Here is a 26,250-nt window from a genome sequence, read left to right on the forward strand (position 1 = left end):
ATACGATCATTTTTACCTGACTAAAAAATGATCTCCTTTTTGCACACACTCTTCATGTAGCTGTGCTATACTGTATGTATAATGATCCAAGGAACAAATGATGGACAGTTCTTCAATCAAAGGTATATTATGTGATATCGGTGGGGTACTATATGTCGGCGACACTCCTTATCCAGGTGCTGTTGAAGCGATTAATAGGCTTAAAGCCTCCTATCCCATACGTTTTTTGACCAATACTACACAGAAAACCGGTGCTCAGGTCGTCGCTAACCTGCAAAAGATGGGCTTTGACATCGATGCATCCGAAGTGATCACCGCGCTGGATGTCACCAAGTCCTATCTGCAACAGCAACACAGCAAAGCTGTACTCCTCCTTACAGATGCTGCAACGAAATTTTTCGATGATCTCCCTGAAAATCCATGCCGTTATGTTGTTGTAGGAGATGCACAGGAAAACTTTACCTATCAACAGCTTAATGCAGCATTCCGTACATTGATGCACGGAGGTGTGCTACTTGCTGCAGCCAATAACCGTTATTTTAAAGACCATGATGGAGAACTCAGTATGGATGCCGGTCCGTTTGTCTCAGCACTGGAATATGCTTCTGGGAAAAAAGCGCATATCATTGGCAAACCAAGCCATGATTTTTACCATCTTGCCTGCGCCTCAATAGGAGTGGATCCCCGAAATGCAGTGATGATAGGCGATGATATTCAAAGTGATATTTCAGGTGCACAGGAAGCAGGCCTTCAGGCCATACTGGTACGTACCGGGAAATTTTCACCTTCCGATCTGGATAGTTCTATTGTCCCTGATGCCGTATTCGACTCACTTGCTGACATTGTTTTATAATCATTCATGACAATGTCATCTTTTCAAAAAGTGTTCAAACCCTCTTTGAGAAGATGAAATTTTTATAGAACTATAAAGCCTCTTCACAACATTTCACGACATTCATTCGTACTCAGTGCTAAAGTGCTTTATAGTCTCTCTTTTTGTTCTTTTTGATCCCCATATTACTCCCTGTCAAAATATCTATTACTCACAATCCATCTCATATGTACAATCCGTTAGATCAAAAATAAGATCCAGTTCATTCTTATACCCAAAACCATCACCTTCGATATCATCCAGATGGTGAATGTAATGATTAAACCCAAAATCTTCTACCTCAATAATATTACAGTCATGCATGTTGTCTCCTTTATATAATGACTTCATTAAATACTATTACACTTTTCATTCCCGAAAAATCAGCACAAATATGCAATTTTCATACTAAAAAATTCAAAGTACGACAATTTTGTCGTGTTTTGGTTGTATAACCGTTTTTGAAAATATTTTGTCTATAGAAGCGTGGATAATTATATGTTTGAAGAGTGATCATGGATAGAAGGATGAAGAATACATAACAAATAAAACTATTTTGTCTACTTTTCAATAATATATACATCACTATGAAATAACATTTGCCTAAAAAAAGACCATAGTTATTTATTATCTCCATCAATTAAATGTTAGACTATAAATCATTACTCTATTTATGTATCAGGTTTCTGACAACTTCCTTTTTCATTCATAGCAAAAAAGGGGAAACGTTGCAGGAATTTCATCTTGAACATCTTAACAGAAACGCATATATAGACTCTATCGCACAGATCAAAGATAAAAAAAGTCTTGGGTTTGCAAACCTTGCCTTATACTGGTGGGATCGACATTTCAGTTGGAAAGCACATGGATGTGTCGTACTTTCTAATGAAAAGCAAGAACATCTCAGTTACATCTTTTACAAAATAGACCGTTACAATGAATACATTACTATCCATAATATTTTCACGCCTCTGAAGTTCAGAAGACATGGATATGCCAGTCAACTTTTTGAACTCGTATTCCAGACAGCAGAGCAGAAGAACGTCAGTCGTTTCCGTATGACGTGTGTACCGCAATCACTAAGCTTTTATCTTACGATGGGAGTTGTTTACTGGGGGATTAATAGCCTGGGGGACTACTACTGTGATCTACCGATGCCTAAAGGAGGTATCACTCAGATAGAAAAGATGGTAAAAGACACGGATCCAAGAGAATTGGCGGGAAAGCACCTTAACAGTATCATCTCAAAGGTAAAAGGCAATGTAGAAGAACTTGATGAAAAACAAACCAAAGTCTATGAAGAACATATGGAACAACTTGCCGAGAGCTATCTATATAAAGAACTCATGATGATTGAAAATAAATAATGATATGAATCATACGTTCTATTGAAAACTATATTTCGCACGCTTCGACAAAAGAGCCGTTTTCAACAGAGATCACAAAATTGTCATCTACTTCAACACTGTCAAAGCCGTGTCTGCCGCAAAAAGTGTTATTGAGTGTATCTGCCCACTCATATGAGTGTTCTTCAGCCTCATCTTTGCTATTGAAGCTTCTTATCTGCTCAAGGTTGCGTTTTTTGGCACACGCACACAGTTTTTCAATGACTACATGATACTGCATTAACTTAACCTGCTGTTTATTGCTATCAGATAGAACTGATCTTTTAGTCTATTGAGCTGTTTGATCACCTGATCATGATGTTCAGTGTATAGATCAAAATTCTGATCCATAAAGTCATACATCTTGTCTATATCCGTGTAGATCTCTTCTAGAAGATTCTCTTTAATACGTTCTTGTATACACATGATTGCTCCTTTATAGAGATATCTGCAAAAATTATTCTATCATCTTCTAAACACTTTACCATCAGTGTCCAAGAAGAGATAAGAGCCCTATTGACTCTGACCTTATACTTGAACCTCGATTCCATGTGCAGCACCGACAGGAGCATTATAGAGTTTACCCTCATAGGTATTTAGTGCACTTTTAAAGACCGGAAATTGTTTCAATACCTCGTCTGTCCCCTCTTTTGCAAGTATTTTGACATAAGGCAATGTAGCATTGGAGAGTGCAAAGGTAGAGGTACGAGGATAGGCACCCGGCATATTGGCAACACAGTAGTGAATGATCCCCTCCTCCACAAATGTCGGCTCAGTATGAGTAGTCGGCCGTGAACTCTCAAAACACCCGCCTTGGTCGATTGATACATCTACCAATACACTGCCGGGTTTCATAATACCCAGCATTTCACGTGTGATCAGTTTAGGTGCTTTAGCTCCCGGTATAAGTACCGTACCTACAACAATATCACACTGAGGGAGTATCTGTGAAATCGTCTCATGCGTGCTGTACATAGTAGTTACATGTGGCGGTAATATATCTTTAAGATAATGTAAGCGTTCTACATTGATATCAAATATAGTGACTTCGGCTCCAAGCCCGGCAGCTACTTCAGCTGCTGCTTTCCCCGCTACACCGCCGCCAAGTATCATTACCCTGGCACGTTCAGTTCCTACTGCACCACCAGCAAGTAATCCAAGACCACCGTGATAACGTCCAAGATGTACAGTACCCATCAATGATGCTATTTTACCTGCTACTTCACTCATCGGTTCCAATAAAGGAAGTCGTCCTTCAACAGAAAGTGTCTCATAGGAAAAGGCAGTGACTTCTTTTTGCATCAATACCTCTGTAAGTCCCTTATCGGCAGCAAGGTGCAAATAGGTAAACAGTATCTGACCTTTACGCAACAGATCATACTCAGCAGCGATCGGCTCCTTGACCTTGACGATCATTTCTGCCTCACCAAAAACATCTGCTGCATTCAGACTGATTACTGCTCCCGCATCACTATAGACGGTATCATGAAAACCGCTTCCCTCACCTGCACCGCTCTGTACGATTACACGGTTTCCGGCTTGAACCAGTTCACGTACACCTGCGGGGGTTACAGCAACGCGAAACTCATCTGTTTTGATCTCTTTGGGCACTCCGATGATCATCTTTTTCTCCTATCAAGAAATTACACTTAAATTCCGTAGAAAATGCTTGTACCATACCTGCTATTCTTTTCTATATAGTACAAAATATACCTTCAGTACAACCGATTAGTAACTTCCTTCACCTACAGCGATCACATAATTGTCATCGACCTCTACCACATCAAACTCATGCATTCCACAAAAGGTTTCATTGAGCTCCTGTGCCCATGCTCTTGCTACCCTCATTGCATTCTCTTTATCATCAAATGTTTTGATCTGCGGCATCTGTTTTCTCTTTGCACATCTGCACATCTTTTCTACGACAATATGGTGTTCCATTTTTAACTCCTTTATAGATGAAATTCCCTATACAAGTTTCTACAAATACATCTTGTAAAAACCATCTATTACTTACATCGTTTAAAATGCATATAATGTTCTAGTCAGAGGTTTTCTGAGAGACTTTTTTAAATATAGACAATAAAAAAGTAAAAAAGTGAATATACAAGGAAGCGATTAGAAAATCGTCCAAAAAAGGACGATTTGAGTAAAAATATAAGAGTAACCTGATTACTGTATCAAGAGAGACTGCTTTGCTTTGCAATCATATAGAACTGGTCTTTAAGCTTATTGAGCTGCTTGATCACCAACTTCTCATGTTCATCACTGAGAATAAAGTGCTGCTCCATAAAATCATACATCTTGTCTATATCCGTATAGATCTCTTTAAGAAGATTCTCTTTGATCTGTTCTTGTACTGACATACTAAACCCTTTGTGTGTGAATGATCAAGCAATATCTCTTATGCAAAAAGCTTTTTCATCTTTTCAAATAATGCACCGGTAATACCTTTTGGCTTCGCCAAGTCTTCGATATACTGATTGTACCCCTTACCTTTCTCTTCAAGATAAGCTTCCAAATATTCAATCGAAGCATCCATACCATGTGTATTTTCTATCTCCAGCATTTTTTGATAGAGCGGCTCTATCTCTTTGATTACATTTTTTGGTGCTGCTTGTCTATAGGCAATATAGTTACGGATCTTTCCTTCTCTGTCTCTTTGGATATCAAAGTCGGTCGTTACCCAGTAGTGATCACCGTTTTTTGCCATGTTTTTGACAACAGCCATTATGTTATGACCGCTCTTGATACTTTGCCACATAAGATAAAAGATCGCTTTTGGCATATCCGGATGTCTGAGTATACTGTGAGGAGAACCGATCAGCTCATTCTCCTTATATCCTGATATCTCTACAAATTTGTTATTTCCGTAAATGATCACACCTTTTTGATCTGTTTTACTCACCAGCATATCATTGGTGCTTAACTTGATCTCTTTATTGGTCGGATTTGGACGAAGCGACGTTGAAAGATCTGGATTTAGCATTGACATTTACTCTCCTTGGCTTTAAAGTTAGAAAAAATTATCATCCAAAAAATGGACGCAATAAAAATACATATATTTTATTGAATGGATAAAACATATGTATTCTTAGTATGAGAAAGAAAACAATGTAATAATATTGTTTTTAGTATCTCCTCACCCGCTGAATAGGTGAGGAGAAAGGAAGATTACGTTGTTTATCTCACAAGGTCGAAGAAGTAGTCAGTACTTGCAATACCTTTTGTATCTTCGTCTAGTTGGTCAAGCACTTTGTTTGTGATCCATGTCAACAAGTTAAGTGCTCCGTCATATCCACTGATAGAATATCTGTGGAGGTGATGTCTATCAAAGATAGGGAACCCGATATAAATTAGCGGAGTACCTGTATCTCTCATCAACTCTTTACCATAAGAGTTACCGATCATAAAGTCAACCGGCTCAGTAAAGAGAAGTGATCTCATATGCCAGAGGTCTTTACCAGCCCATACATGACAATCTGCTGCAGCAGGAGAAGTATCAAGCAATGCTCTCATCTCTTCTTCCCAGCCTCTTGGCGCGTTGTGGCAAAGTACGTGTGTTGGCTCTGCACCCATCTCAAGAAGGAATGAAACTACACCGATTAGGAAGTCAGGATCTCCCCAGATCGCGAATTTCTTACCATGCATATATGGATAAGAATCCTGCATTGCATCTACAAGTCTACCACGCTCAGTTTTAAGTGAAGCAGGAATTTCTTTACCTGTAAGCTCAGCAAGCTTCATAACAAACTCGTCAGTACCTCTTAGACCGATTGGGTTAAGTTCAGCACTGTCTTTTTGTTTCCAACGCTTAGTGATCATCTTCATTGTTTTAGCAGTTGAATACTTTTGAAGAGAGATTGTTGCTTTTGCATTGATAGAATTTCTTGCATCCTCAATCTTCGTACCGCCTGCGAACATTTGGTAATCACCTGCCGGCATATCCCATTGGTCAGAGTGGTCACCAAGCATTACATAGTTTGCACCAAACTCTTCAGCAATATGTTTAACTGAACGGATTGAACCGATATACGTTTCAAAACCAGGGATGATGTTGATGCTGTCAGTTTCCTCACCTTTGTTACCTTCAGTAAGCTGCTGAAGTGCACCTTGCATCATGTTATCGTAACCAGTAATGTGGCTACCAACGAATGATGGTGTATGTGCATAAGTGATAGGGAATTCTTCTGGAAGGTATTCTCCACCATCTTCTTCTTTAGCTGCTACAGCGAAGGCATAAAGGTCATCACCGATAACTTCAGCCATACAAGTAGTTGAAACCATGATCATATCAGGCTTATAAAGTGCCGCACAGTTTTTCAAACCGTCTTTCATGTTTACAAGACCACCGAATACCGCTGCATCTTCTGTCATAGAGTCAGAAACACATGGTGTTGGCTCTTTAAAGTGTCTTGTAAAGTATGATCTAAAGTAAGCAACACATCCGTGTGATCCGTGAACGTATGGCATTGTGTTTTCAAAACCAAGTGCTACCATCACGGCACCAAGTGGTTGACATGCTTTAGCAGGGTTTACTGTGATCGCCTCTCTTGCAAGGTTTTTCTCACGGTAATCCCAAGTCTTAGTCCACTCAGCTACTTCAGCAACTTTTGCAGGGTCAATTGCACCCATTCCGCCTTCGAACTCTTTTTTGTCCTTAAGTACCTTTTGGTACTCAGGTCTTTGGAAGAGTTTTTGTCCGTTTACGATGTTATCTACTTCTTGCATTATGCTTCTCCTTCTTTATCCCATGGTGCTTTGCTATGTGCCCATACTGGCGAGTTCATTGCAAGATCCATGTCTTGTGCAAAGATCGCAAATCCGTCATACCCATGGTAAGGACCACTATAATCCCAAGAGTGCATCTGTCTGTATGGCAGACCCATTTTTTGGAACACATACTTCTCTTTGATACCTGATGCTACAAGATCCGGTTGAAGTTTTTTAACGAATGCTTCAAGCTCATATTCGTTTACGTCATCATAGATCACAGTTGATCTGAAGATCTCGTCTTTTGTTCTCTTATAGTCATCATCGTGAGCGAACTCATATCCTGTACCGATTACTTCCATACCAAGATCTTCATAAGCACCGATTACGTGTCTTGGTCTAAGACCACCGACAAATAGCATTACTTGTTTACCTTCTAGTCTTGGCTTATACTTGTTGATAACACCATCGATCATGGGTTGATACTTAGCGATCACTTCTTCACATTTTTGTTGGATGCTCTCATCAAAGAATGAAGCGATCTTTCTAAGTGACTTGATCGTTTGTGTCGGACCGAAGAAGTTATACTCCATCCAAGGTATACCGAATTCTTTTTCCATGTGTCTTGAGATATAGTTCATTGAACGGTAGCAGTGAAGAAGATTTAGCTTCACTTTTGGAGTAGCTGCCATCTCTTTAAGCGTAGCATCTCCTGACCATTGAGCAACAACTCTTAGACCCATCTCTTCAAGAAGGATACGGCTTGACCATGCATCACCACCGATGTTATAATCCCCGATGATTGCTACGTCATAGTCTGTCTGCGCGATCTCTTCGCCAAGTGTTTCAATTTCAGCATCAAAAACATAGTCTCTAACAGTATCGTTTGCGATGTGGTGACCCAATGACTGAGAAACCCCTCTAAACCCTTCACAGTTTACAGGTACGATAGTTTTACCAGTTTTCTTCGCATATACTTTAGAAGTTGCGTTGATATCATCACCGATCAGACCGATTGGACACTCAGACTGAACTGTGATACCATTGTTAAGCGGGAAAAGAGCATCGATCTCTTCGAAACACACAGCGAGTTTCTTATCTCCACCGAATACGATATCTTTTTCTTGGAAGTCTGAAGAGAAGTTCATCGTAACGAATGTATCTACACCAGTTGTACCGATATAGTAGTTACGACGACCAGCTCTTGAGTACTGACCACAACCAATAGGACCGTGAGAGATATGGATCATATCTTTTACAGGACCCCAAACAACCCCTTTAGAACCAGCATACGCACATCCACGCTGACTCATTACACCAGGTACTGTCTTCTTGTTAGAACGGACGTTACCACATGTTTTTTGACTTTCGTCTTCAGGTGCACCAACACCAAGGTGTTTTGCACGGTTTTTCGCAGCTTTAGCAGGATAGGCTTTAAGTACCTCTTCTACCGCAGCTCTTTGTTTTGCTTCTAATGTTTCTGGACCCATAGTATTCTCCTCTTTTGTATTGGCAATTACGCCGCTTTAACTCTGAATTGCTCCATAGAGTCAAATACTTTACAAAGCGCCATTGTTTCATCATCAGAATCAAGTTTTTTAGAGAGCTCAGCGATTTGATATCTGTTTGTATATACAAGATACTTTTCACCTTCTTTTGATCCTACATATGTATCGTCTTTAAGATATGCTGCAAGTGCTTTGAACATAAATGTGTCTTTGTTCGTGTAAGTGAAAGTAGTACATTCCTTACCTCTCAAACCCATCTCAAGTTCAATTACATTAATATCATCGATACCAAGCTCTGCTACTTGTGCATCAAGTTTTTCTACTATTACTGAAGTGTCAAGTGAATTTCCCATATCTGCCGGGAAGTGCATTCCTAAATAAAACATTTATATTCTCCTACTTTTTCTGTTATTTTCTTTTCATTATGAGAATTGTTCCTTGCATGAGGAGCAAATCCCCTCATGCAATTCAAACATCGGGTGTTGCTGCGACTGCAGGTTTTTCTCACCTTTATGCCGCTATCATGAATCTATTTTTCTTGTTTGTAGAAAAGTGATTCTTACGCTTCTGCTGCTTTACCAACATTTGCTTCATCAGCCTCTTCTTCAAGACCGAATTCCATAAGAAGGTCTTCAAGATCATCCATCTCAAGTGGCGTTGGGATAACTTTCATGTCGTTAGCAATGATTTTTCTAGCAAGCTCTTTATACTCAAGTGCTTGATCAGAATATGGGCTGTATTCAACAACTGTCATTCTTCTAAGCTCAGCGTGTTGTACGATGTTGTTTCTTGGTACAAAGTGAATCATTTGTGTTCCAAGATCTTTTGCAAGTGCAGTTGCAAGATCGTACTCTCTATCTGTCATACGAGCGTTACAGATAAGACCTGCAAGTCTAACACCACCTGTGTTCGCATATTTCAAAATACCTTTTGAAATGTTGTTTGCAGCATACATTGCCATCATCTCACCAGACATAACAATGTAGATCTCTTGAGCTTTACCTTCACGGATAGGCATCGCAAATCCACCACATACAACGTCTCCAAGTACGTCATAAGATACGAAGTTTAGACCTTCTTCTTCATATGCACCTTCTTCCTCTAGGAAGTTAATCGCAGTAATTACCCCACGACCTGCACAACCAACACCTGGCTCTGGTCCACCTGACTCAGTACAGTTAATCCAACCACCTGGTGCGTCCGGAGCAAAGATCCCAGCACCTGGCTTACACGCATCTTCTAGTTCAAGATCCTCAACTGTTCCCATTTCAGCAGCAAGCTGAAGGATTGTAGACTGTGCTTTCTCGTGTAGAATAAGTCTTGTAGAGTCAGCTTTAGGGTCACATCCTACGATCATAATGTTTTGATCAAAGTAGTGAGCCATTGATGCAAGTGTGTTTTGAGATGTAGTAGATTTACCAATCCCACCTTTACCATAAAACGCTATTTGACGAAGTTCTGACATGTTTTCTCCTTATGTTGTAATCGTATGTCAACAAACACTAGTGCACAATCCATTCCCGGTTTTTTCGCGACAAAGACACGACAAGTATGTACAAAATCATACAAACGACAAAAAGAACACAATTTTGTAGGAATGGGATTTGCAAAAGGCTCACAATCTATAAAAGAAGACAAAATTAGTCTTTTTTGTAGCTTATTTGGATGGAATGTAGCAGAAAAAAAGATTAAATTTTATACACCCCGTAAAATAAGGGGGTTATTTAGAACAAGGGATATCACTGGATTGCTTGATGGAATTTATTCTATTTAATGTATAGAATGATCATACTCTAAAAAAAACTATCTAGATGAAGCACTCCATGAATATATTTCCTTGCATCATCACTCACTATATGGAATCTTTACACTATAGGTGAAATCACTATGGCTATCTACATTCCACTTCAGTAGATTTGGAAAGTGTCGGTTCCCTAATCTATTGAGTACCTTCCTTTCCGATACCTCATATAGACAATGATGACTGTCGAACTCGCAAAGATTTTAATGGCATTTCCTATGATAAGCGGTAGACTATCTATCTGTATAGAGTATACAAGCCACATGACACCGATAATAAAGATGATCATATAGGTCCAGATCGAGACATCTTTTGCTTCTTTGAGTTTTATGATCTTAATAGTTTGTAAAATTGGGTTGAACTCTAAAATCGTGGAGGTAATAAGCATCATTTCAAACGGTGTGATCGTCATGATCTCTCCTTACTGCTTGGATATGACCACAGTGTAGCATACTGTAGTCAGTGAAGCAAGGAGACTAATAAAGTTTGGTTGTCGCTTCTTACCGCTCCAAATGTTTCAACGACAGTTCAACAAGACGAGAAGAAAGCTCATGGTTAGAATCGACGAACTCAATATGTTTCATTTCCTCTAGATGGTGACGCTCTTCATCGGTATCGACTTTGACAACGATATTGACATCTTCATCATAATCCAGCAGTGCTTGCGAGATCAGACTTTTTTTGACTTCACCCAGCACCGTTAAGATGATACTTGAACTCTCTTCCACTTTCAATGACTCCATAACCGTGCGTTTATTGAGGTGTCCAAAGTACGCCATCAACCCTATCCTTCTGGCAAGAAGTACGTGTTGGAGGTTATCAGAGATGATGATGAAATCAACGTTCTTTTCCTGAAGGTCTTTAGCCACTGCCCTACCCAGTGTACCGAACCCTGCGATAATGATGTGGTTTTTCTTGTTGATCGGCGTAATGACGTCCGACTCATAGAACTCTTTTTCAAAATAAGAAGAGATCTTATAGATGTTGTTCAGGATAAACGGGCTCACTATCATCGTCAAAAAGATCGTGATCAGCAGCAAATTTGCCAGATCCTTGCTGATGAGATCATGGGTAGCCGCCATATCGAACACCACGAAGGCAAATCCACTGATCTGTGAAAGAGCCAGGGCAGTTTTGATAGAGGTGTTTTTGTCGTTATTTCTTCTCACTATCAGATACATCACAGCTGTCTTTGTCAGCATTGCAAGGATGAAAAGGAAAACTACCTTATCAAGGTTTGAGACCAGATAGACCATATCAATCTTCGTACCTACACTGAAGAAAAAGACACTCAAAAGCAGGTTTTTATAGCTCATGATGTCCGATTCGACCTTCATGTGGTACTTGGTATCGGCGATAAGTACACCGGCGATAAAAGCACCAAGCGAATAGGTAAACCCTATCTCATGTGTCAGGATCGACATCCCCATCACGATCGCAAATATCGATCCCAGGAAGATCTCTTCAAGCTGGGTATTTGCAGCAAACTTCAGCATCGCTTCTACGATCTTGTCACCGACAAAGTAGATAAATGCAGCGATAAAGACCGTCGCCAAAAGAGTCTTGACCGCTATCTCCATTACAGAAACTTCCGAATCATTGGATAGGAAGGTCAACAGAAGCAAGATAGGGATCACTGCCAGATCCTGGAAGATCAGGACACCCACAACCTTTTTACCATAAGGGGTAACAATATCTTTTGACTCCTGAAGATAAGGCATGATGATCGCTGTTGAAGAGAGTGAAAAAGCCAATCCAACAATAAGTGCTGTCATAAAATCCAGCCCGAATGCATAGTAACCCAGTATAAAGAAGAGCAGCGAACTTAGCATCATCTGCAACGCACCGGTGACCAAAAGCGTATCTTTCATCTTTTTGATCTTGTCAAAACTGAGCTCCAACCCGATGGTAAACATCAAAAATACGATACCGAATTCGCCTACCAGATCAAGTGCATCGATCTTGATCGTGTTAAAATCAAAGAGATAACTGATGATCGTACCTGTAAAGATATAACCGACAATATGCGAAATGTTAAAGCGTTTGAATACAATGTTCAACAGAGTCGCTAAAAAGATAGTGGCAAAGATTGCTAATAATAAAGTTTCCATGATGATATTATAAACAATCTTTGGATACTTTTTCCAATGTTATTGTCTATAATTTATACACTTGGCGACTTAATTTCAATGATCCTTTATCTTGGGATAATCTCATAAAGAAATATCCTTCCGGTATTCCCTACAGTTATAAATTTGTAATTAAAATACTATACCATTCCAATCACTAATACAATTTATAAAATAAATAAGATACAAAAACGTGAATGAGATCAGCGGTTCAACAGTGCTTTGCATAATTAGATCATTTGTAAAATTCTAATTTCTAATAAAACAAAAATCTCTATACATGATTAGTAAAGGACTGATAAACTAGCACTCTGAACAGCAAACCAAGGAGCAGAAATGAAAAAAAGACTGTTGCTTTTATGTACAGTTACCCTATTAAATGCAGAGATGATCACAAACTCTATCGGAATGACTTTTGTCAAAATACCTGAGGGGAGTTTCAAAATGGGCAGGATAACAGTAGATTGTCCAAAGGATAACCCTGATACTCCTAGAAACGAAAATACAATATGCATGAAACAATTGAACAAGAATGAAACGCCGTTACATGAGGAGAGTGTCAAAGCCTTCTATATGGCAACGACCGAAGTGACCCAGCAACAGTACAACAAAGTAATGGGTAACAACCCTTCCGATTTTAATAGTACAACACTGGGATATGACAGCAGTAACAATCCTGTCGAGAATGTCTCATGGGACAAAGCTCAAAAATTTATCAAAAAGCTCAATGAACTGGAAGGGACAAACGTCTATTATCTTCCAAGCGAAACAGAATGGGAATACGCTGCACGTGCCGGAACTACAACAAAATGGAGTTTCGGAAACGATGAGAGCAAACTGGATGAGTATGCATGGTACGGTTACAACCATGCAGGAAAACAGACACATCCTGTAGGACAAAAAAAGCCAAACCCATGGGGCTTATACGATATGCACGGCAATGTATGGGAATGGACAGATACAAATTATGCTCAACAATACGGCCAAGAGGATTATAAACTTGCTGATGGAACAATACCTAAAGTCGTACGCAGTGGAAGCTGGGTGAACACAGCGGATTACTCACGTTCTGCAAAGCGTGGAAACCTTGCTCCGGATGCCTATGACAATAATATAGGATTCCGTATAGCAAGAACATTACCCTAAAAAAGTACTTCTCTCTTCCCTAAGCTGTATTAGGGGATGAAACGGGATAGTGTTTTGTTACTCTCCGGGTCTTTTCGCTTCTTTTATTTGTAGTGATACATCTTCAAATGTGTCTGATGAAAACCCCGTCTGCTATAAAATCTTAGTGCATTGGCATTATCTTCATCTGCAGCCAGTTGTATACGCTTATAGCCATGTTCCAGGGCAATGGCTCTCATCTTGTTGATCAGGCGGCTTCCCACCCCCATCTTTCTATAGTCCTCTTTGACGACAAGATCCTCGATCTGTCCGATGTAGTCACCCTCTGCACTTGAGATCAGACGCTGCATCGTCACCATGCCGACTACTTGTCCTTCATGCTTGGCAACCAAAAGCTCTTTTCCCTGAGAGTGAAAAAGTTTGCTAATCCCTGCATACTGCTTATCATAATTGATCTCAAAATCCTGTTCGATCGCAAAAAGGATACTAAGCAGATGCGCCATCTCTTCTAAATCCTCTTCTTTTGCATTTTCGATCGTGATCCCTCTTTTCATATGAATATCGCAGATCTCAGGTTGAAGTATATCTATCACTTTTCTTGCTCCTATACTTAATGGGTTGCCGTCGATATAGAGTGTCTTTAGCTCTAGTAGATTGGCTAAGCTATCGGGAAGATCAACGATCTCATTACCGTCAATATCCAACTCTTTTAGTTTGGTATAGTGACCGATCTCATCGGGTATTTTCATAAGTTCATTGGAGGAGTAGCATAACACCCTTAGATGCTCGGATTTCAATGGCACCCAACTCTTCAATCCGCATCCGTCACATGAGAACTCTTCAAGGTAAGGTGCAAAGTCATCACTCACCTCGATATGTTTAATAGGATTAAAGTCCAGCACTATGTTTCCAAGTTCTTCCATCCCCTGTAACCTTATCCAATATAGCTTGTTGGAAGATAGATCAAGTGAATCAATCCCAAGTGTAAAAAGCTTGTCATCGATATGTTCTAACATATTATCTGATACCTTCAACTCTACAAGACTCCCCATTTCTCCGATTGTCTCAGGGATTTGAGTGAGCATATTTCCAGAGAGGTCCAAACGCTGTGTGTTTGTCAATATTGCAAGCAGATCTGTCACATCTTTTAGATAGTTACAAGAGAGATTCAGGGTTCTTAACTCATTGCCTTTGCTTAAAACACCATCCATGGTTGTAATAGCATTAACACTCAAATCAAGCACACGAAGATCACTACACTCATTAATCTCACTCACATCATCCAGCATATTCCCACTGAGGTTAAGTGAGCTGAGCGGCAAAGATGAAAGTACTTTTGGCAGCTTACTAAAGTGGTTTCTTCGTAGATCAAGGTTACTCAGTTTTGTCATAGATTCCATTGACTGAGGAAGAGACTGAAGCTGATTGTTGGAAAGATTCAGAGCGATCAGTTCACTTAATACCGCAAAATTTTCAGGAAGTTCACTAAGAGAAAGGCCACTCAAATCAAGCCGATTGATCTGTTGGGGTGATGAGATAGAGTCATCGATAGCCTTATGTTTAAAAAGCCATGCTTTAAGATCCATCCAATTCTTTTTACTCACCCTACTCTCCTTCAATTAAGCGTCTTGTACGCTCTAAACGATTTTCGATCAGCATTTCTATCTCATTATAGTCATACTTACCAAACTGCTGCATATCATAAAGTTTTACCAAAGCAGTACGACAACAGGTTTTGTTGCATTCTGTGACCAGTTTTTTTGCTTTTTTAAAAGGCAAAGATGTATCTTGAAAGATATCGATCGCCTGTGCTACGCTCTTTTCTCCACACTCACAGATCTGCATCCGGAGTATCTCTTCTTTGCTGCTCACACTGATCCTTTACCGTATATGCATTGTCTTGGCCCGAAACTGCCAAAAAGAATGTACTTTGGCTTACAGTCCATTCTCTGTTTTAAATGCATTTGCTTCAGAGACAGCTGCAACAAGCTTTTGGCTCAGTTCAGGCATCTTGTCATAATCTGTCCAAAGTGTATCCTCTACAATATCATGGATCTCTGATGCGATCTCCACTGCCATACGTTTTAGCTTTGCCAACTCTTTTTTCAATTCTTTTGTTTCTTCTGACATTTCATTCTCCTTTTTACTATTTAAATGACGCTTTCAAAGCTAAGCTTCTCAAGCTACGCTAACGCTGAGTTAGCCTCCGCGGCTACCCCACGCACCTTGTGCTCTGTAATTCTTGTTTACAAAAAGTATTCTAAACAATCTTGTGAACTTCGATACAAGAAGCTTCAGATTTGCGAAGTGCAATGAATGAACTCTCCGTCATCACCTGAACCGTGCTTTTGAACAAGCCGTAATGTTTGACACATACAGACTGTCTTTCAGCAAGCCCAAGCGAGCTGAGTCGACTCTTCAAAGAACCACCTACATTGATCGCATCGATCACCGCTTCTTCTCCAACATTCAATTCATTCAACAACATCTTCTCATCTCCTGATATCTTGGTCTATTTATTTTATAAATGCAAAAATCATTCTTGCAATTTGGTACAAAAATAAAAGACTTTAAAAAGTATAGATCTTTTCAAGACTTCTTAGCATAAGAAGTCCAAAGCACAAGTGCGGGGGGGGCTAGCCGCCGAGGCTAACTCAGCGTTTGCGTAGTCCAATGGACTTTGTTCATTTGACGTCCTTTATAATGAAAATGCATAGATATTTTCAAAACGAATATCACTGCCGCCATAACTCATATGAACAAAGCGTTGTTTGTTTTGAAAATGGTAACGCTCATAAAGGTCAACCACATGCTTGATGCCCATTGGTACATCAGCAACTACTTTTTTTAATCCTCTGAAATACAACACACCTTTCATCATTTTTTCGGCTTCATCCTCATGTCCGTCTCTTACCTGCCACGGTCCAAGGTAAACCTGTCTGGCATTCACCACACTTGAATGTTGAAAACCGTTTTGCAGTGCAAACTTCAAAGAACTGTGACGTTCCATCTCATCAGTAAGAAAGTCAAGTCTATCCTCATTGAAAGTTTCCTTATCTATCTTTGCAATGATCGCATCGAAATTACCGCTATCAAGCTCCTTGGCATGGGCATTGGTAAAATTGAACGGCGGGACTTTTCCTACATTGACAAAACGTCCTATCTCCATTTGGGATTCAAAACCGAATGATTCAAAAAAAGGAACCATTGAAGGATTTGAGTGAACATAGATACGTTGAAAGTCACTTTTGAGCACATCGATCAAAGTATCGGCCAAACGTCTGCCAATCCCTTGTTTTTGATATTCCGGTTTTACCATAAAGTATTTCATCTGTGCACTGTGTTCAAACTCGATAGCCATAATAGCCCCTACAAGTTTACCCTCATCATATGCTCCATAGCATAGATGAGGAGAATGCATGATCATCAGTTTAATATGGTAGCTATCAACCAGCCAGCCTACATCATTGGCAATCGTCACAAGATCATTGACATCATTGAACTTTAACCAGCCTATAAACATACGCTATCCCTATAAAGATGAAGTAGTTCATCACCCTCTAAAACTCTTTTACGAGAGGTAACGATCTCCCGGATAGAAGGTAAGAGATTTTTGAGAGATGCTTTGTCAGCATCAATTCCCAATGCTTTAAGATGATACATGATCGTAGAGGTACCTGAATGTTTTCCGATAGGAAACTCTCTGTGCCCTCCCACTTCATCAGCATCAAAAGGCTCATAGGCACTTCCATGTTTCATCATGCCGTCTGCATGAATACCGCTTTCATGGGCAAAGAGCCTTTCACCGACGATAGGTGCATTGGGAGCGAGGTACATATTGGCTGCTTTGGTCACTGTATCTATCAAAGCACGCATTGCTACTGCATCAATATTTCTCTCTTCACGGTAAAGATGTTTAAGTGCCATACTGATCTGCTCAAAAGAAGCATTTCCTGCTCTCTCACCCAACCCTACTACCGTAGTATTGACAGAGATCGCTCCTGCATCAAGGCCGCTCAAAGCATTGGCATTAGCCAGACCGTAATCATTGTGCGTATGCATCTCGATAGGCAGTAGGTCCAGACGGCTTAAATGACTGATCGTATCAAATGTTCTAGAAGGTGTCATGATGCCAACCGTATCACAGTAGCGAAATCTATCTGCATTCAGTGCTTTACCAAATCTCATCACCTCTTCTATAAATGGCAGTGAAGCACGGGATGAGTCTTCTGCTCCGATACAGACATAAATACCTTCTTTCTTTGCTACTGTTACAACTTCCTCAAGTTGTCTGAACATTCTTTCCTTATCACCGCCAAACTTAACATCGATAAGGATATCTGAAACAGGGATAGAAAGGTCAACGGCCTTGACACCGCAAGATAAGGAGGCTTCAAGATCAAGCATGTGTGCACGGTTCCATGTCATCATCTGTGCATCAAGTCCCAACGATAAAAGCTCTTTAATATCTTCTTGCTCTCTGCTTCCCATTGCAGGGATACCAATCTCAAGCTCATCAGCCCCACATGCAACTAGCCCCTGTGCGATCTCAAGCTTTTCATGGGTATTAAAAGCAACGTATGGTGCTTGTTCACCATCTCTTAACGTTGTATCATTGATCCATGCCATTTCTCTTTCTCCTTTTGATTTACTCACCATCAAAGCAAAGCTGCTTTGGGCTGCGCTGAGGAGAACTTAGCGCAGTGCCAAAGGTGCCAGTGCCTTTCATAAACTTCTTAATTAGCCTCTAGTTCTTCAGGTAGGTTGAAGTACTTACGTGTCGCTTTAAGAACTGAAGCTTCAATAGGCTCAAAAGCGTAACTTTGATCTGCGATCAGTCCTGCTTTTGCGAGGTCATCTTGAGGACATCCACCGATCTTAGCTGTGAGGATCAACTTACAGTCTTTAAGTTTTTCCACAATGCCATCGATCGGGTTAGCTCCATCAGGGCCGGCACAGTACTCATAATCTACTTTTCTGTGATGAATAAATCTGATACCTCTGTCTCCGGCTTCATAGATCAGGAACTCTTTGACCGAACCAAAGTGCTGGTTGATCATACCTTCACCTGCAGTCGTAACTGCAACAAGGATAGTCTGACCGTCACTACTAAGATCTTCTTTTTCTTTTCTTACACGCTCATTCGCTTTATCCAGGAAGAATCTGAACTCTTCGATCTTCGCCTGAGTCTCTTTACGGCCTTCAAGGTCATATTTGATCTCAAGATCATCAAAAGTCATGTTTGCAAATGTATCTTTCGTGAACTCCTGACCTCTATCCTCACCGATAAGCCCTACTGCATCAGCACGACACTGACGACAGTGTTGCATAAGCTTCATATCCATACCGCAGGCTTCCTGTACTTCCATCTGTTCTTGGTCAGTTGCACTTGGGATACCATCCAACGCAAATTTCGTACCATACTCAGGCTCTGAGATAATCGGCATGATATTGTGCAGGAACACTCCGATCTCTTTAAGTTTTTTAGCTACTTCAGGAAGGTGTTTGTCATTGATACCAGGGATCAATACAGAGTTTGCCTTGATCAAGATACCGTTTTCAACACACTTCTTCATCCCCTCAAGCTGGCGCTCCAAAAGGATCTGTGCTGCTTCTTTTCCGTAGTAACGTTTATTGTTATAGAAGATCCATGGATAGATCTGAGAACCGATCTCTCCTGTAGTATCAACACTGTTGATCGTTACTGTTACATGGTCAATGTCGTATTTCACCATCTCATCGACAAATTTTGGAAGCTCCAAACCGTTAGTAGAAAGACAAAGTTTCAAGTCAGGGGCTTTCTCTCTAACCAGTTCAAAGGTCTTAAATGTCTTTTCCGGGTTTGCAAGTGCATCACCCGGGCCTGCGATACCTAGTACGCTCAGACGCTGTACCTCACCACCCACAAACATTACTTTTTTTGCCGATTCTTCAGGAGACAGCCTTTCGCTGGTTACTCCAGGACGGCTCTCATTAGAACAGTCATACTTACGGTTACAGTAATTACATTGTATATTACATGCAGGAGCTACCGCAACATGAATACGTGCATAATGGTGGTGCGCTCCTTCAGAATAACATGGATGGTTATGAATCTTTTCCTGAATATCCTCAGGCATAAATTTTTCTGCCGGATTACTCGAACTACAACTCATAGAATTCTCCTTTTTATATATATATTCAGAATGATCGCGCATCATGTAGCTATGTATCATCTCTGTAGCAACATTTGCAAGATGTGTTCTAGCCTTAACCCTGTCATTGCAATCAACTTTATACACCAACAATTACATTTTTGTAGTTTTTTGAATGAAAATGGAATGACTTGTGTTTTTGTACTCTTTTATCTCTCTTTCATGGTGGAATACAATTTGCATGAGTCTTACCAATAACTTATGAAAGGCGGAGATGATGCGAATATTGGTACCGGTCAAAAACCAGACAGATGTATTTCATGACAATATGTTTAAAGCACCGCTCTTTGCAGTGTATAAGATAGATCATATTGATCCGAATGTCTATTGTACTTGTGTAGATCTTATCAGTAATCCATACAGCTGCCAAGAAAGTTTGAGTCAGGAACGCTTTGAAAACTATGGTATCTGCGATCCTGCTCAATGTACGATGGAACACATCACAGAACACTATATTTTGAGCCATAGAATGAAAAGTTGCGATTATGTCCTTGCGGATCACTTTTGTGACACCATGACCAAATCACTACAGGAAAAAGGGGTCAATATCTATAAGATCTCTCCTTTTTTACACTCAACTCATATTGCAATTATCAATTTTATTTTAGGAGTCTCACTTGCAAGTACACTACAACACATACACTTTAGAACTTGAGGATATTCCCATGGATATAGGTTACGCTTCTGAAAAGATTACGATGTACGATGAGAAAAACACTGCACACAGTGTTGCCGGACAAAACGGTAAAACACAGTTGATCATTGCTGTACCTTTTATCAATAAAACGGTGAAAGATGAACTGCACATGATCGACACCTTTCTCTCTGAAGAAGAGCAAAATGAGATAGAGTGCCATCTTGTCGTTGCAAACGGGCAGCATGCAAACCCGCACTTGGAACATATGGACTTTCTCATTGATAAAGAAGGTGAGTTTGGAGACTGGTATGGACTCAGACTGCAAGGAGATGTACTCGAAGGTGAGTTTACAAAATCACTCATGCTTATATCTAAGGACGGAGCGATATTTTATGATGAATATCCAAAAGATATCAGCAGTTCCTTCAATCACGATACGCTGCTTAGAAAGATCGCTGCAGCAAAAACCTGCTATACAGGGAAAGGATGCCATTAATGACTGCAATTACAACGAATGATACTATCGAAACAATCAAAAAAGAACTAAGAAACCAAACCACAGTACCCTACTTCGGTATGGGTATTTTCGAGGCTACGAAAACTAAAGAGGGTGAACAGATGCCCTATGACTCAGACTCCATGATCTTGATGATGAATAACGGCAGAGCTATGAGTGACAGGCTGATGTTTGAGTACCCGAGGGCAGCAATGCACCTTGAACAGCGTAGAGGCGTTGACTATATCCAGCAGATGATGAACTGGATCTACACCAAAGAGTTCAACCCGACACAACTTCATAAAGCCCTTATCAATATGCAGCCGCGTTATATCATCGATACGAACCGTGACGGCAAGGTACAGGAACTGCTTGCGTATGAGCCTCATACACTGATCGTAGGGAAATCCAGAATACTGGACAATGACTACAGATATGAGATCTTCGAATGGGATCTGGAAAACAAAAAGTATTTTCAGGTGGATGAAGAAGCACTTGATGATGCCCAAAAAATCCTTTTTAAACCTATGGGTACACCGCTTCCGGAACCAAGCTTTGTGATTTCCGATGCCGACTATGTAGACTGGCTAACTGAAGCGATGGGTGGATTTGCAGTGCCTTCTGTACTGAAAACATACAGAAAGACCAAAAAGTATCTTTTTTTAGGAACAGCCTTTGACCGTGATACGGACAGGATGGTTGCCAATGAACTTACGATCGATCTTGAAGGAGGCTACTTTGTCAAAGGAGGAGAGCTTACTAAAAGAGAAGAGAAGTTCTTAGAAAAGCATAACATCGAGCTGGTAAATATGTCACTGGAAGAATTCACGAAAGCGTTTGTATAGTGATAAAAAGTGACAGTAAGAAGTCCAAAGCAGCAGTGCGAATGTTAATGTAGCTTGAGAAGCTTTGCTTTGAAAGCGTTATCTTAAATATAAAAAGGAGTCAACTATGCCATACATACCAACGGTAAAGGACCGTTCACCAAGAGGAGAGCGATACTTCGATCTTTTTTCCAAACTGATGGGAGACAGGGTTATTATGATCACAGAACCTATCGATGACCATATGATGGGTATCATCGTCTCACAATTGCTTTACCTTGAAGCAGAAGACTCCAGCGAGCCTATCCATATGTATATCAGTTCTCCCGGAGGATCGGTAATGGCAGGATTAGCCATACTTGATACGATGCAGCTGATCTCGGCTCCGGTATATACTTACGGCATGGGGCTGGTAGCATCTATGGCAGCCGTACTCTTTACTTGCGGCGAGCCTGGCCATAGATATATCCTTCCCAATGCTGAAGTGATGATCCATCAGCCATTGGGCGGGGCATCAGGTCAGGCCAGTGATATCGAGATACAGGCTAACCATATCATCAGCCTGAAAAAACGTCTCTATAAGATCATCTCTACAGCGACGGGTAAGCATATCAAAACGATAGAAAAAGAGAGTGACAGAGATAACTACTTCATAGCAACAGAAGCGATCAAGTTCGGTCTTGCAGATCAAATACTCTCACAAATGAGCTCAAAGGATAAGGCATGAGTAAAGAAAAAACCTGTTCATTCTGCGGGAGAAAACAGAGTGAAGTAAAAAAAATGTTCTCATCGGAAAATACCAATATCTGTAATGAATGTGTCTCAACCTGTTCAACGATCCTGCAAAAAGAGGTACGCTATGAACAACAACAGTCGATGCATGCACAGCTTCCAAAACCTGAAAAGATCGTATCTTTCCTGGATAAGTATATTATCGGTCAAGAAGATGCAAAAAAAGTCCTTGCAGTGGCTCTCTATAACCACTACAAGCGTATCGAGAATCCGATCTACAACAACGTAGAACTGGAAAAAAGTAACATTTTGCTTCTTGGACCGACAGGAAGCGGTAAGACACTGCTTGCAAAATCTCTTGCAAAGATCATGAATGTTCCTTTTGCCGTTGCAGATGCTACAGCTCTAACTGAGGCAGGCTATGTCGGAGAGGATGTTGAGAGTATCCTTTCACGTCTGCTTGCAGCAGCAAACTACGATGTAGAACTGGCACAAAGAGGTATCATCTATATAGATGAGATCGACAAGGTTGCCAGAAAGAGCGAAAGTTCTACCATGGGAAGAGATGTATCAGGTGAAGGGGTACAACAGGGACTTCTTAAGATTCTGGAAGGTGCAGAGGTCTACGTACCGGTCAAAGGAAGCCGTAAGAACTCTACCACTGAGACCGTACTCTTTGATACGACACATGTACTCTTTGTATGTGGTGGGGCGTTTGTAGGACTTGTTCCGGATATGCATACCAAAAAGACCAATAAGGTCGGGTTTGGTTCAGTACAAAAAACAGAAATGAAAGAGTTTAAAGTCGATCAAAAAGCGCTGGTACATTACGGGATGATCCCTGAGTTCATCGGACGTATACCGATCATCGCACAACTCAAAGAACTTACAAAAGATCAGATGGTTCAGATCCTTAGAGAACCGGATAATGCCCTCATCAAACAGTTCCAAGCTCTCTTTGAGATGGATGGTATCCAACTCGAGTTTGAAGAAGCAGCGCTTGAAGCTATCGCACAAAAAGCGATAGATAAAGGTGTCGGTGCACGTGGTCTAAGAGGGATCATCGAAGAAGCGATGCTGCCGCTTCAATACAGCTGTCCTTCAAAAGAGGGTCTAGAAAAATGTATCATTACAGAAGCAGTGATCAAAGATCCTAATCAGGAACCAATCTTTACCTATAAAAGCAAAGAAGAGAACGCCGAGGCGTGATCTTCTTGATTCACAGATTTCTATTCCATAATATTTATTCAACTGAAAAAAAGGATATTGCAAATCCTTCTTTCGCAACACTTTTAACTCAAACTATTTCAACCATTATTGCTCGATAAGGATAATTTTTCAAAAATTTTTAAATTTTTTGCAGAATTAACCGCTTCTCGAACAAAACTTGCAATCAGACAAATATAGTCTAAATACAAAAGGATACAAAAATGAGAGTCTACCTTGATAATAATGCTACTACAAAAATCGACCCAATGGTTACTGTGAAGATGCAGCCGTTTTTGGGCGAGTTCTACGGAAATCCAAACTCTCTACACCAATACGGTATGGAAGTGCGCCCACACCTGAATGAAGCTTTGGGATATATGTATGATGCACTGAACGTACCTGATGAGGATGACATTCTTGTCACTTCTTGTGCGACAGAGAGTAACAATACTGTCATTAAAGGGGTTTACTTCAAACACATTCTGAAAAATCCTGAGAAAAACCACATCGTTACAACTTCAGTTGAACACCCGTGTATACTTGAAACTCTGCATTTTCTAAGTGACAACGGTCTTGTGGATGTGACTTATGTGGATGTCGATGAAAACGGAGGGATCAAAGCTGAAGATATCAAAAATGCGGTCACGGACAAAACCGTACTGATCACCATGATGTGGGCAAACAACGAAACAGGTATGATCTTCCCTGTTGAAGAAGTAAGTGAATTTGCCAAAGAGAAAGGGATACTTTTCCATACAGATGCGGTACAAGCCATAGGTAAAGTCCCTGTAGATCTTACTAAAGTCGATGTTGACTACCTTACATTCTCTGCACATAAGTTCCATGGTCCCAAAGGTATCGGCGGACTTTACGTCAAAAAAGGCAAGAACCTTCCGAATCTTCTGCATGGCGGTGAGCAGATGGGAGGAAAACGTGCCGGTACACTCAATGTCGCATCTATCGTAGGTATGGGGCTGGCTATGAAACAGGCTGCAGGACATATTGAAAAGATGAACACTGAAGTAAGAAGACTGCGCGATAAACTGGAAGATGCACTCTCAACGATCCCGGATACGATCATCGTTGGACCAAGAGAGCAGCGTACGCCAAATACCCTACTCATTTCTCTTAAGGGGATAGAGGGTGAAGCAATGCTCTGGGATCTGAACAAAAAAGGGATCGCTGCTTCTACAGGAAGTGCTTGTGCATCTGAATCACTTGAAGCCAATCCGGTAATGACTGCTATCGGTGAAGATCCTGAGCTTGCACATACGGCTATGAGACTTTCTCTTTCCAGATTTACTACTGAAGATGAGATAGACTATGTTATTGATGCATTTATCAAGGCTGCAGAGCGTCTACGCTCCATCTCTTCTACTTATGCATATACAAATGAAGTAGGATAATGAGAAAATACCGCAATATTACTGATACCGAACTCGCCGAATTTGGTGTAGTTCGTGAGTGGAATGAATCTATTGTAAAGACTTTGAGACCCGGAACCAAACTGCTTTGGGTACATCACCATCGAAAGCAATACGCTCAACAGAACAATAACGATAAATGCTTCATCCGTACTATTGAGATCATCAAGATAGACGACTGCAATATCACTACGAATTTTGGGAAGTATTCGCTGCAGACAGGTATGAATGTCCATAGAACCTATAGAAGTATACGCCCCGGTGACTGTTACGGAAGGCTGTATCTTCCAAAATATCTAACAAGATAGAACCCATTCCGATATTTTCTAACTGAAAGGAGAAGTCGTGATCTTTATTATAGATATCCGTATTGATGGAAAACAAAAACGTACCTATAGAATCGAGGCCAAAGAGGAAACACAGGCCAAAGAACGTCTCATGCTCCGCCTGCCTCCATCACAAAGAGATACCCTCATCATCGACTCTATCCAGATCGATCCTGCAACATTGAACAATGATGAACCATATGGTAGCTTTTTGGGTGAATAGATGGAATCGTTTTTGCATCTCTATTAGCACAACATTATTAGGAGTAAACACCATGTCAAACGTACAAAATTTCATCTACGACAATAACCTGCAATGGCAGGCATCGTTCAACGAAAACACAGATAAATGTGCATATGCATATAGAGGATCACTCGTGATCACACCAGGAAAAGTACTATCTGCAGATAAACAGCTTCCGCCAAAAGCAACGGCAACACAAGTGATCCTCACATCGAACTCTGACAAGATCGACTTTATCGCTTGTGAACTTGAGACACTTGATTTCTTCGAACCGTTTGTTGAAAGATACAAAGAGGTACTCTCTCCGGATGGGCTTTATCTCCTATTTGTTACAGACCTTGATGCAAACGGGAAGTTTGAATACGAAGGATTTACATTCTACGCATTTGCTTTGGATGAGAGTTCAGTATGGAATGAACTGCTTGACCATGCAGACCTTTCTAAGGGTGATTTGAAAAAGCTAAGTCCTGCAGAGAAGATTGATGAAGTCTATAGTGAGATCAAAAGTACCACACTTAGAATCAGCGACAAAAGCTATGAGGATATCAAAGCGCTTCAAAGCAGTGAGGGAAAAATCCTTTTCGGTGCAGTATAACACCGGGAGCATCCCCCTGCTCCAAACTTTCTTTTTT

General features: G+C 40.6%; 32 protein-coding genes and 1 pseudogene. 12 read left to right on the top strand and 21 right to left on the bottom strand.

Annotation, left to right across the window (positions count from 1 at the left end; translation table 11 throughout):
* Positions 1 to 100: 100 nt before the first annotated feature.
* Entirely contained in the window at positions 101 to 853 is a 753-nt protein-coding gene (locus PGH07_RS01540; RefSeq protein WP_289412132.1) for a TIGR01458 family HAD-type hydrolase, read from the top strand.
* A 186-nt stretch (positions 854 to 1,039) separates the two neighbouring features.
* On the opposite strand, the gene PGH07_RS01545 is transcribed toward PGH07_RS01540, so the two are convergent.
* On the bottom strand, positions 1,040 to 1,195 hold the full coding sequence (locus PGH07_RS01545) for a hypothetical protein (protein WP_289412133.1): 156 nt from the start codon (positions 1,193 to 1,195) through the stop codon (positions 1,040 to 1,042).
* Positions 1,196 to 1,599: 404 nt separating this feature from the next.
* On the opposite strand from PGH07_RS01545, the gene PGH07_RS01550 reads away from it, so the two are divergent.
* Positions 1,600 to 2,238: a GNAT family N-acetyltransferase gene (locus PGH07_RS01550; RefSeq protein ID WP_289412134.1), complete on the top strand. Its 639-nt coding sequence runs from the start codon at positions 1,600 to 1,602 to the stop codon at positions 2,236 to 2,238.
* A 28-nt stretch (positions 2,239 to 2,266) separates the two neighbouring features.
* Here the strand turns inward: PGH07_RS01550 and PGH07_RS01555 are convergent, their stop codons facing one another.
* The 10 genes from PGH07_RS01555 to nifH form a co-directional block, all read right to left on the bottom strand.
* On the bottom strand, positions 2,267 to 2,497 hold the full coding sequence (locus PGH07_RS01555) for a hypothetical protein (protein WP_289412135.1): 231 nt from the start codon (positions 2,495 to 2,497) through the stop codon (positions 2,267 to 2,269).
* A complete protein-coding gene (locus PGH07_RS01560) occupies positions 2,497 to 2,682 on the bottom strand; it encodes a hypothetical protein (RefSeq protein ID WP_289412136.1) in 186 nt (61 codons plus the stop codon). Before PGH07_RS01560 ends, PGH07_RS01555 begins: the two co-directional genes overlap by 1 nt.
* 102 nt (positions 2,683 to 2,784) lie before the next feature.
* Entirely contained in the window at positions 2,785 to 3,879 is a 1,095-nt protein-coding gene (ald, locus tag PGH07_RS01565; RefSeq protein ID WP_289412137.1) for an alanine dehydrogenase, read from the bottom strand.
* A 105-nt stretch (positions 3,880 to 3,984) separates the two neighbouring features.
* Positions 3,985 to 4,197, bottom strand: coding sequence for a hypothetical protein (locus PGH07_RS01570; RefSeq protein ID WP_289412138.1), 213 nt, complete (start codon positions 4,195 to 4,197; stop codon positions 3,985 to 3,987).
* Positions 4,198 to 4,436: 239 nt separating this feature from the next.
* On the bottom strand, positions 4,437 to 4,622 hold the full coding sequence (locus tag PGH07_RS01575; protein ID WP_289412139.1) for a hypothetical protein: 186 nt from the start codon (positions 4,620 to 4,622) through the stop codon (positions 4,437 to 4,439).
* Positions 4,623 to 4,660: 38 nt separating this feature from the next.
* Positions 4,661 to 5,251: a PAS domain-containing protein gene (locus PGH07_RS01580; protein WP_289412140.1), complete on the bottom strand. Its 591-nt coding sequence runs from the start codon at positions 5,249 to 5,251 to the stop codon at positions 4,661 to 4,663.
* A gap of 188 nt (positions 5,252 to 5,439) precedes the next feature.
* The gene (nifK, locus tag PGH07_RS01585; protein WP_289412141.1) at positions 5,440 to 6,987 is read right to left on the bottom strand and encodes a nitrogenase molybdenum-iron protein subunit beta; all 1,548 of its coding nucleotides are present in this window, start codon (positions 6,985 to 6,987) and stop codon (positions 5,440 to 5,442) included.
* Complete coding sequence (nifD, locus tag PGH07_RS01590) at positions 6,987 to 8,459, bottom strand: nitrogenase molybdenum-iron protein alpha chain (protein WP_289412142.1); 1,473 nt, start codon at positions 8,457 to 8,459, stop codon at positions 6,987 to 6,989. Before nifD ends, nifK begins: the two co-directional genes overlap by 1 nt.
* A gap of 26 nt (positions 8,460 to 8,485) precedes the next feature.
* Positions 8,486 to 8,863: a hypothetical protein gene (locus PGH07_RS01595; protein ID WP_289412143.1), complete on the bottom strand. Its 378-nt coding sequence runs from the start codon at positions 8,861 to 8,863 to the stop codon at positions 8,486 to 8,488.
* Between the two features lie 173 nt (positions 8,864 to 9,036).
* Entirely contained in the window at positions 9,037 to 9,942 is a 906-nt protein-coding gene (nifH, locus tag PGH07_RS01600) for a nitrogenase iron protein (protein ID WP_289412144.1), read from the bottom strand.
* A 24-nt stretch (positions 9,943 to 9,966) separates the two neighbouring features.
* Here nifH and PGH07_RS01605 point away from each other — a divergent pair, with 24 nt between their 5' ends.
* Positions 9,967 to 10,251: a hypothetical protein gene (locus PGH07_RS01605; protein WP_289412145.1), complete on the top strand. Its 285-nt coding sequence runs from the start codon at positions 9,967 to 9,969 to the stop codon at positions 10,249 to 10,251.
* Between the two features lie 160 nt (positions 10,252 to 10,411).
* On the opposite strand, the gene PGH07_RS01610 is transcribed toward PGH07_RS01605, so the two are convergent.
* Together PGH07_RS01610 and PGH07_RS01615 are read right to left on the bottom strand one after the other, a co-directional pair.
* On the bottom strand, positions 10,412 to 10,690 hold the full coding sequence (locus PGH07_RS01610; RefSeq protein ID WP_289412146.1) for a SemiSWEET family sugar transporter: 279 nt from the start codon (positions 10,688 to 10,690) through the stop codon (positions 10,412 to 10,414).
* Positions 10,691 to 10,778: 88 nt separating this feature from the next.
* Positions 10,779 to 12,389, bottom strand: coding sequence for a cation:proton antiporter domain-containing protein (locus tag PGH07_RS01615; protein ID WP_289412147.1), 1,611 nt, complete (start codon positions 12,387 to 12,389; stop codon positions 10,779 to 10,781).
* A gap of 354 nt (positions 12,390 to 12,743) precedes the next feature.
* Here PGH07_RS01615 and PGH07_RS01620 point away from each other — a divergent pair, with 354 nt between their 5' ends.
* Positions 12,744 to 13,553: a formylglycine-generating enzyme family protein gene (locus tag PGH07_RS01620; protein ID WP_289412148.1), complete on the top strand. Its 810-nt coding sequence runs from the start codon at positions 12,744 to 12,746 to the stop codon at positions 13,551 to 13,553.
* 83 nt (positions 13,554 to 13,636) lie between these two features.
* On the opposite strand, the gene PGH07_RS01625 is transcribed toward PGH07_RS01620, so the two are convergent.
* From PGH07_RS01625 to nifB, 7 genes are all read right to left on the bottom strand, one after another.
* Positions 13,637 to 15,136 carry a GNAT family N-acetyltransferase gene (locus PGH07_RS01625; RefSeq protein WP_289412149.1) on the bottom strand — a complete coding sequence of 500 codons (1,500 nt, stop codon included), beginning with the start codon at positions 15,134 to 15,136 and terminating at the stop codon, positions 13,637 to 13,639.
* A 1-nt stretch (position 15,137) separates the two neighbouring features.
* Positions 15,138 to 15,404, bottom strand: a complete 267-nt coding sequence (locus PGH07_RS01630) for a hypothetical protein (RefSeq protein ID WP_289412150.1) — start codon at positions 15,402 to 15,404, stop codon at positions 15,138 to 15,140.
* A gap of 63 nt (positions 15,405 to 15,467) precedes the next feature.
* Entirely contained in the window at positions 15,468 to 15,662 is a 195-nt protein-coding gene (locus PGH07_RS01635; RefSeq protein WP_289412151.1) for a CCE_0567 family metalloprotein, read from the bottom strand.
* 130 nt (positions 15,663 to 15,792) lie between these two features.
* Positions 15,793 to 16,020: a FeoA family protein gene (locus PGH07_RS01640; protein ID WP_289412152.1), complete on the bottom strand. Its 228-nt coding sequence runs from the start codon at positions 16,018 to 16,020 to the stop codon at positions 15,793 to 15,795.
* A 210-nt stretch (positions 16,021 to 16,230) separates the two neighbouring features.
* On the bottom strand, positions 16,231 to 17,055 hold the full coding sequence (locus tag PGH07_RS01645) for a GNAT family N-acetyltransferase (protein WP_289412153.1): 825 nt from the start codon (positions 17,053 to 17,055) through the stop codon (positions 16,231 to 16,233).
* The gene (locus PGH07_RS01650; protein ID WP_289412154.1) at positions 17,046 to 18,161 is read right to left on the bottom strand and encodes a hydroxymethylglutaryl-CoA lyase-like TIM-barrel protein; all 1,116 of its coding nucleotides are present in this window, start codon (positions 18,159 to 18,161) and stop codon (positions 17,046 to 17,048) included. Before PGH07_RS01650 ends, PGH07_RS01645 begins: the two co-directional genes overlap by 10 nt.
* A 107-nt stretch (positions 18,162 to 18,268) precedes the next feature.
* A complete protein-coding gene (nifB, locus tag PGH07_RS01655; RefSeq protein ID WP_289412155.1) occupies positions 18,269 to 19,687 on the bottom strand; it encodes a nitrogenase cofactor biosynthesis protein NifB in 1,419 nt (472 codons plus the stop codon).
* Between the two features lie 256 nt (positions 19,688 to 19,943).
* Between nifB and PGH07_RS01660 the strand changes: the two genes are divergently transcribed.
* The 6 genes and pseudogenes from PGH07_RS01660 to PGH07_RS01685 all read left to right on the top strand — a co-directional run bounded on the left by PGH07_RS01660 (position 19,944) and on the right by PGH07_RS01685 (position 25,030).
* Positions 19,944 to 20,381, top strand: coding sequence for a hypothetical protein (locus PGH07_RS01660; RefSeq protein ID WP_289412156.1), 438 nt, complete (start codon positions 19,944 to 19,946; stop codon positions 20,379 to 20,381).
* Between the two features lie 10 nt (positions 20,382 to 20,391).
* On the top strand, positions 20,392 to 20,859 hold the full coding sequence (locus PGH07_RS01665; protein ID WP_289412157.1) for a hypothetical protein: 468 nt from the start codon (positions 20,392 to 20,394) through the stop codon (positions 20,857 to 20,859).
* Positions 20,859 to 21,704, top strand: coding sequence for an SIR2 family protein (locus PGH07_RS01670; RefSeq protein WP_289412158.1), 846 nt, complete (start codon positions 20,859 to 20,861; stop codon positions 21,702 to 21,704). Before PGH07_RS01665 ends, PGH07_RS01670 begins: the two co-directional genes overlap by 1 nt.
* Before the next feature lie 103 nt (positions 21,705 to 21,807).
* Positions 21,808 to 22,410: pseudogene (locus tag PGH07_RS01675) on the top strand (ClpP family protease); the annotation flags it as partial.
* Positions 22,407 to 23,624 carry an ATP-dependent Clp protease ATP-binding subunit ClpX gene (gene clpX / locus PGH07_RS01680; RefSeq protein ID WP_289412159.1) on the top strand — a complete coding sequence of 406 codons (1,218 nt, stop codon included), beginning with the start codon at positions 22,407 to 22,409 and terminating at the stop codon, positions 23,622 to 23,624. The pseudogene PGH07_RS01675 and the gene clpX, both read left to right, overlap by 4 nt.
* 221 nt (positions 23,625 to 23,845) lie before the next feature.
* Positions 23,846 to 25,030: a NifS family cysteine desulfurase gene (locus PGH07_RS01685; protein ID WP_289412160.1), complete on the top strand. Its 1,185-nt coding sequence runs from the start codon at positions 23,846 to 23,848 to the stop codon at positions 25,028 to 25,030.
* Here the strand turns inward: PGH07_RS01685 and PGH07_RS01690 are convergent.
* Positions 25,003 to 25,284, bottom strand: coding sequence for a hypothetical protein (locus tag PGH07_RS01690; RefSeq protein WP_289412161.1), 282 nt, complete (start codon positions 25,282 to 25,284; stop codon positions 25,003 to 25,005). The genes PGH07_RS01685 and PGH07_RS01690 overlap by 28 nt on opposite strands.
* Before the next feature lie 109 nt (positions 25,285 to 25,393).
* Between PGH07_RS01690 and PGH07_RS01695 the strand changes: the two genes are divergently transcribed.
* Positions 25,394 to 25,597, top strand: coding sequence for a hypothetical protein (locus tag PGH07_RS01695; protein WP_289412162.1), 204 nt, complete (start codon positions 25,394 to 25,396; stop codon positions 25,595 to 25,597).
* Between the two features lie 52 nt (positions 25,598 to 25,649).
* The gene (locus PGH07_RS01700; protein WP_289412163.1) at positions 25,650 to 26,213 is read left to right on the top strand and encodes a hypothetical protein; all 564 of its coding nucleotides are present in this window, start codon (positions 25,650 to 25,652) and stop codon (positions 26,211 to 26,213) included.
* Positions 26,214 to 26,250: the final 37 nt, after the last annotated feature.

Source organism: Sulfurovum zhangzhouensis (assembly GCF_030347965.1).
Classification (GTDB): domain Bacteria; phylum Campylobacterota; class Campylobacteria; order Campylobacterales; family Sulfurovaceae; genus Sulfurovum; species Sulfurovum zhangzhouensis.

Bases quoted from the DNA above. Each gene is read 5' to 3' on its own strand.
- PGH07_RS01540 (WP_289412132.1), top strand. From the start codon at position 101: ATGGACAGTTCTTCAATCAAAGGTATATTATGTGATATCGGTGGGGTA.
- PGH07_RS01545 (WP_289412133.1), bottom strand. From the start codon at position 1,195: ATGCATGACTGTAATATTATTGAGGTAGAAGATTTTGGGTTTAATCAT.
- PGH07_RS01555 (WP_289412135.1), bottom strand. From the start codon at position 2,497: ATGCAGTATCATGTAGTCATTGAAAAACTGTGTGCGTGTGCCAAAAAA.
- PGH07_RS01560 (WP_289412136.1), bottom strand. From the start codon at position 2,682: ATGTGTATACAAGAACGTATTAAAGAGAATCTTCTAGAAGAGATCTAC.
- ald (WP_289412137.1), bottom strand. From the start codon at position 3,879: ATGATCATCGGAGTGCCCAAAGAGATCAAAACAGATGAGTTTCGCGTT.
- PGH07_RS01570 (WP_289412138.1), bottom strand. From the start codon at position 4,197: ATGGAACACCATATTGTCGTAGAAAAGATGTGCAGATGTGCAAAGAGA.
- PGH07_RS01575 (WP_289412139.1), bottom strand. From the start codon at position 4,622: ATGTCAGTACAAGAACAGATCAAAGAGAATCTTCTTAAAGAGATCTAT.
- PGH07_RS01580 (WP_289412140.1), bottom strand. From the start codon at position 5,251: ATGTCAATGCTAAATCCAGATCTTTCAACGTCGCTTCGTCCAAATCCG.
- nifK (WP_289412141.1), bottom strand. From the start codon at position 6,987: ATGCAAGAAGTAGATAACATCGTAAACGGACAAAAACTCTTCCAAAGA.
- nifD (WP_289412142.1), bottom strand. From the start codon at position 8,459: ATGGGTCCAGAAACATTAGAAGCAAAACAAAGAGCTGCGGTAGAAGAG.
- PGH07_RS01595 (WP_289412143.1), bottom strand. From the start codon at position 8,863: ATGTTTTATTTAGGAATGCACTTCCCGGCAGATATGGGAAATTCACTT.
- nifH (WP_289412144.1), bottom strand. From the start codon at position 9,942: ATGTCAGAACTTCGTCAAATAGCGTTTTATGGTAAAGGTGGGATTGGT.
- PGH07_RS01605 (WP_289412145.1), top strand. From the start codon at position 9,967: ATGTCAACAAACACTAGTGCACAATCCATTCCCGGTTTTTTCGCGACA.
- PGH07_RS01610 (WP_289412146.1), bottom strand. From the start codon at position 10,690: ATGACGATCACACCGTTTGAAATGATGCTTATTACCTCCACGATTTTA.
- PGH07_RS01615 (WP_289412147.1), bottom strand. From the start codon at position 12,389: ATGGAAACTTTATTATTAGCAATCTTTGCCACTATCTTTTTAGCGACT.
- PGH07_RS01620 (WP_289412148.1), top strand. From the start codon at position 12,744: ATGAAAAAAAGACTGTTGCTTTTATGTACAGTTACCCTATTAAATGCA.
- PGH07_RS01635 (WP_289412151.1), bottom strand. From the start codon at position 15,662: ATGTCAGAAGAAACAAAAGAATTGAAAAAAGAGTTGGCAAAGCTAAAA.
- PGH07_RS01640 (WP_289412152.1), bottom strand. From the start codon at position 16,020: ATGTTGTTGAATGAATTGAATGTTGGAGAAGAAGCGGTGATCGATGCG.
- PGH07_RS01645 (WP_289412153.1), bottom strand. From the start codon at position 17,055: ATGTTTATAGGCTGGTTAAAGTTCAATGATGTCAATGATCTTGTGACG.
- PGH07_RS01650 (WP_289412154.1), bottom strand. From the start codon at position 18,161: ATGGCATGGATCAATGATACAACGTTAAGAGATGGTGAACAAGCACCA.
- nifB (WP_289412155.1), bottom strand. From the start codon at position 19,687: ATGAGTTGTAGTTCGAGTAATCCGGCAGAAAAATTTATGCCTGAGGAT.
- PGH07_RS01660 (WP_289412156.1), top strand. From the start codon at position 19,944: ATGCGAATATTGGTACCGGTCAAAAACCAGACAGATGTATTTCATGAC.
- PGH07_RS01665 (WP_289412157.1), top strand. From the start codon at position 20,392: ATGGATATAGGTTACGCTTCTGAAAAGATTACGATGTACGATGAGAAA.
- PGH07_RS01670 (WP_289412158.1), top strand. From the start codon at position 20,859: ATGACTGCAATTACAACGAATGATACTATCGAAACAATCAAAAAAGAA.
- clpX (WP_289412159.1), top strand. From the start codon at position 22,407: ATGAGTAAAGAAAAAACCTGTTCATTCTGCGGGAGAAAACAGAGTGAA.
- PGH07_RS01685 (WP_289412160.1), top strand. From the start codon at position 23,846: ATGAGAGTCTACCTTGATAATAATGCTACTACAAAAATCGACCCAATG.
- PGH07_RS01690 (WP_289412161.1), bottom strand. From the start codon at position 25,284: ATGGACATTCATACCTGTCTGCAGCGAATACTTCCCAAAATTCGTAGT.
- PGH07_RS01700 (WP_289412163.1), top strand. From the start codon at position 25,650: ATGTCAAACGTACAAAATTTCATCTACGACAATAACCTGCAATGGCAG.